Raw genomic sequence first — 4,617 nt, forward strand, 5'->3', positions numbered from 1 at the left:
ATGTTCGGGAAGTTTGGCTAGTAATTCAAACACCTGACGTGCATTTTGACCCTGACCACGATATAAAAATAGACTGTCTTGCCATTTTTCAGGTAGCTGTTCATACCAATCAAACAGTCTCGTCAACATCGTTCCATTTTCAACAATAATCAGTTTTTCAATCTTATTGCAACACAACACATGGGCATGAACCGTGGGCACTAAGCCCTTATATCCAATCGTTACCTCTTCCTGTTTTAATGGCAATTTTGCATGCACCGATGCAAATACAAGTTGATCGCCGAATACAGAATATCCACCAGACTTTTCATCTTTCAAAAAGTTTAACAAATCCATACGATCAGATTCTAAATTCAGAGACTGTTCAGGAGCGACTTTAACCTGTTTTGCATAGATACAGCGCTCCAAATACTCCAGTTCTTTGGATGTAAGGTGAAGCTCCTTACCATGGACCATACCAATCTGATAATCCTGATGAACTTTTTGCCAGGTTTTATTGAATGCCATAGACCGCTTTTTTAATTGCAATGCCGTCTGAATTACCGATAGTTCACGTATACCAAATGTCACTCATGTTCTCCTATCAGGCAATCTGTTGCAATTTATCAGTTCGAGAAATGATGACATCAGATACACAACTGTTTCCATCAAATATAGGATCTATAGTTTCGACAAATTCCATGTTCAATTTATCTTTGAATCGGTTTCTATAGTGGCTGGTTAAAGCGATCAGCCAAAAATCGATATCGCATCCTGGCATTAGCAGCTCATATGTTTCAACGCCACTCAATTGTTGATGTTTTCCCTCATCCACAAGCAATGCATCAAAGAAATTACTCGTAGCAATTTCTAAAGCAGTTAAAGGCTGTTCAACAACCTCACTCCCTTCTCTAACATCTGGCAGATTTTCTTGATTTTTATTCTGCTCTATCCGTTTTTCACGCTTGGCAAATACTTTTGAGCCAAGTTCACGTAGCGTTTCCTGTTCTTCATCAGCATCCAGATCTGCATAGCTGATGAGTTCACTGCATGGCACATGATAAAAAACTTCTGACGCCGTCGCTTCATCAAACTCCAGGTTTAATGTAGATTTTCCTTTTAAAAAGCGGTGGAAAGCATCCACCATGTTGCTTTTTTTCTGCGAAGATAATTCTTGTTTCCAATCAAACAACTGCTTGTTTAATTTAGAAGCACTGTATTTCACCTCTTTACTACAGATAATGAATACGGGGATCAGCTTATTTACCACCAAACTTTCAAGATCTTTATCTGAAGCACCAAGCTCAAGCATTGCGTTGGTTGAAAGTGCGCCCATCACTTCAGTCAATGAACTTAAAATCCTGATGGTTTTTTCAATGCGTTGAATACGGACCTCAAGATTGTTAAACAATGCCAGGTCTTGAAGTGCTTGGGTGGAGAAATCATAGCAGCTCTCAAAAATAGTATTGGCTAATTCAACAATACCTTCACTAATTTCATCCTTATAAATTTCAGCATCTTCTACACTTTTGAGTTTGGTCGTTTCAAATTCACTGATATTGGCACGAATATCTGAAATAAGTTTATGAATCTGTTTAGAGCTGTCAGTAACCCTACGTTTTTTCTCATAATACGTTACGAATGAAATCACGTGGTTGTATAAGTTAAAGCCATTTTTTTCAGTGTTGAAATAGCCAAGTTCTGCTTTATTCAATACTTTGATTAAATACTCATTGTCATCATTTACAGGCACAATTGCGTTGTTAAATACAATCGCATTACCGATATGCTCAATATAGTTGTTGAGCGCTTTTGCCGCTTTGGCTGCTGGATATTCCAACTCACTCATATCAGCTCGCCCTGCTCCGGTTCAGGTATTTCATCGTAATTGATGCCATTAAAAGTACAAATGTATTCTAGCTCATCATAGAAAACAGACCACTTAGCTGTCGCAATATAAGTCGTGCCAGTGTTGCCGGTTGGATGTAGATATTGATTGCTGACAAGGTATTGAAGCACAGAGCTAATCTGCTCTTTGGGTGAGGTGGATGCCTTACCTAATTTAATGACCAATTCCTTAAGTTGCGACATAATCAGTGGAGATCGTTCAACCTCAGTGATGAGTTCACCATAAGTCACCGTATCCCCACATTGCATGATACGACTATTGTCTTTTATTGAACGGCATAAGCGAAGCCAGTCATTCAAGGGCTCCATTTTCGACACAATTTCGCTGAACTGTTTTCTTAGAAGTTCACGGGTTGCTTTGTTCTTGCGACTTTCACTAAAGACACAGTAGAACCCATAATTATCTTTGGTACGGACGCACTTTTTTCCCATCCAATCGAGATAATTATTTATTTCCTCCAAGACCAGATCATCTTGGAGCTTGTGGTAGAGATCTTTGTGGACATGTTCATCAATAATTCCTCCAGAAATTAAAACATTTACAATGTCAGAAAAAATTGATTTAGCAATTTGCATAATAGGTCCCCACTAGGCTAAAAGCGGATTAGGTTTTTCGTTTTTCTGGGTTTTAAACTTGCGTATACCGAAGTTTCGGTCGATATCATTCTTATGCACAAAGCTTTCACTTAATTCACTGGATAAGTTCGGCTGAGCGCAGACTAGATAAATATTCTGCTTTTGCATCAACTCGAATAATCGCATTGTATTTTGTGAATCAAACTGGCCGATTTCATCGAGTGGTACATGGATGACTGTATTGATATCTGGACATAGTTTTCGTGTTAAAGCCGTAAAGATAATAATGACAATTAATCGTGATAAACCAGTACTACTGCCGGAAAGCAAATCAGAATCATTGTTCACATAAACCTTACGGTTATTTTCCTCATAGCTGATACGCAGTTTGACTAAAGAGCGGATATCGTCAGTCTGAACATTCGACTTTTCTAATGCTTTAACAGCTGATTCAAATGACCGTATTAGCTTCTCACTCGGTAGTATGAGCTGAGATGATTCCTGGATTGATTCTTCATCCAGATCTTTTTCAAAGCGATCTAACTGCTCATAGACATTGAGGCCATCAAGTACAGAAAGTAATTCAATCTGAATATTACCTAACGCTGTAAATGGATTGGTTGTATTGGTTTGCTCCGTAAGATCCTTAGATATCGCATTCAGCTTACGGCGGAATTTAGCCAAAGATTGTCCATAATTACGTAAATCGTAAGTAGCCAGTTTAAAACTATTGATCGTGAGGTTTTCTTTTGTGGGAATATCCACCAACAGCATATTTTCGATTTCTTTCATACCGTAAAGATCATATGTGGTGGTGTTCACATTGCCCAATAGTGCCATGCGATTTTCCCACTGCTTATAGAGCTCGAAATCACTATTCTGGCGTAAAATACTTAGTACGGTATTGAGGGATTGTTTCAACTCCTTGAGCTGTTCTTTCTGACGATTGAGATGATCCTCCGTATTCCGGTAAAACCATTCAAAACTAACCGGCGCAGCAACCTCAAGCTGTTCAATCTGCGGAATACCTTCCAGTACTGAATTAATACGGTTTCTTAAAGAAGCTATCTTGGTATTTTCCTCTTCAACCTGCTGAAGATTGCTTTCAATAAGGTTAACTTCATGACGTGATTGTTGTTTAAGTTTTTCGGTTTTGACATTCAGTTTGTCAAAATTTTGTCGGAAAGCATAAATTTCTTGTTCGAGATTTCCGATTAAAGTGCAGATCCCCGTTTTACGAGAGTATTCCTGCTCGAACCAAATCTTGTACTGCATCAAGATGATTTCATAATCTTTCACGATATGACATTTATGGTTCAGTTGTTTTAGCTGATCCTGTGCCTTTTGATAAAGCGTAGTATCCAAACCTTTTTGCTGCAATTCACTATTACGTAAAGATTCAAGATCTATGAGTTTATTATCACATTTATGAATCACAGATTTAGATCTTTCATCCAACATTGCTTTACGTTCTAATTGTTCTTTAATTTTGAAATCATAACTCTGCTGAATTTGGTTTTTTTCATTGCCAAAACGATCATGAATCATTTGGCGTTCTACATTTACTTGTTGATTGAATAATTTTAATCGCTGACGAGCCTGATCACGTTGTCCTTCAGCTAATTTTCTCCGATCCATTACATTTGTTTGGATCTTTTGCTTATATTGCTCAAATATACGCTGGGTACTATCAAATGTTTCTCGGCATTGACGCAGCTCATTCTGTAATTTAATGAGGTTTAGCTCAAAATTCTGAACTGCTTTGGCAGCTACAGCCACTGCTTTTTCAGTATGGCTGTATTTTTCTTTAGCCTCTTCCAAAATAGTGGTTGCCTTTGCAAGGCGCTGCTCCAATTCATTGAGTGATTCGGCTTCAACCGGAAGATCTAGCTTGGAAGTATCAAGATGAAGGCCATAGAAACTAACATGTCCGCTTTGTTGTTCTGAGTCCCAAGAAGGCTTCAACCCGGTATGCAAAAATAATTTAGGATTAATCAGTTTGGCAATGTTGTGTTTCCAATCGTCTTCAGGACATTGTTTCAGAAAGCTCAATAATGTATTTTTCTGATACAAGATATCTCTTAACTGATGTTCCGTTTGTGTAGATTTATCTAAATGGTGTTTAGCTGAATCAAAATCTACATTAGCTCGAGT

General features: G+C 38.0%; 4 protein-coding genes. All 4 read right to left on the reverse strand.

What is annotated here, in order from left to right; genetic code table 11:
• A partial coding sequence (locus FTV03_RS16995) for a hypothetical protein (protein ID WP_180042344.1) occupies positions 1–570 on the reverse strand: 570 nt, incomplete at its 3' end.
• A 13-nt stretch (positions 571–583) separates the two neighbouring features.
• The gene (locus tag FTV03_RS17000; RefSeq protein ID WP_121533562.1) at positions 584–1,828 is read right to left on the reverse strand and encodes a hypothetical protein; all 1,245 of its coding nucleotides are present in this window, start codon (positions 1,826–1,828) and stop codon (positions 584–586) included.
• Positions 1,825–2,463 (reverse strand): hypothetical protein, encoded by a 639-nt coding sequence (locus FTV03_RS17005; protein WP_104469925.1) that lies wholly within the window; start codon positions 2,461–2,463, stop codon positions 1,825–1,827. The genes FTV03_RS17000 and FTV03_RS17005 overlap by 4 nt, the downstream gene beginning before the upstream one ends.
• A 12-nt stretch (positions 2,464–2,475) precedes the next feature.
• A partial coding sequence (locus FTV03_RS17010; protein WP_180042346.1) for an ATP-binding protein occupies positions 2,476–4,617 on the reverse strand: 2,142 nt, incomplete at its 5' end.

It is taken from the genome of Acinetobacter sp. YH12218 (assembly GCF_013417925.1).
Classification (GTDB): domain Bacteria; phylum Pseudomonadota; class Gammaproteobacteria; order Pseudomonadales; family Moraxellaceae; genus Acinetobacter; species Acinetobacter amyesii.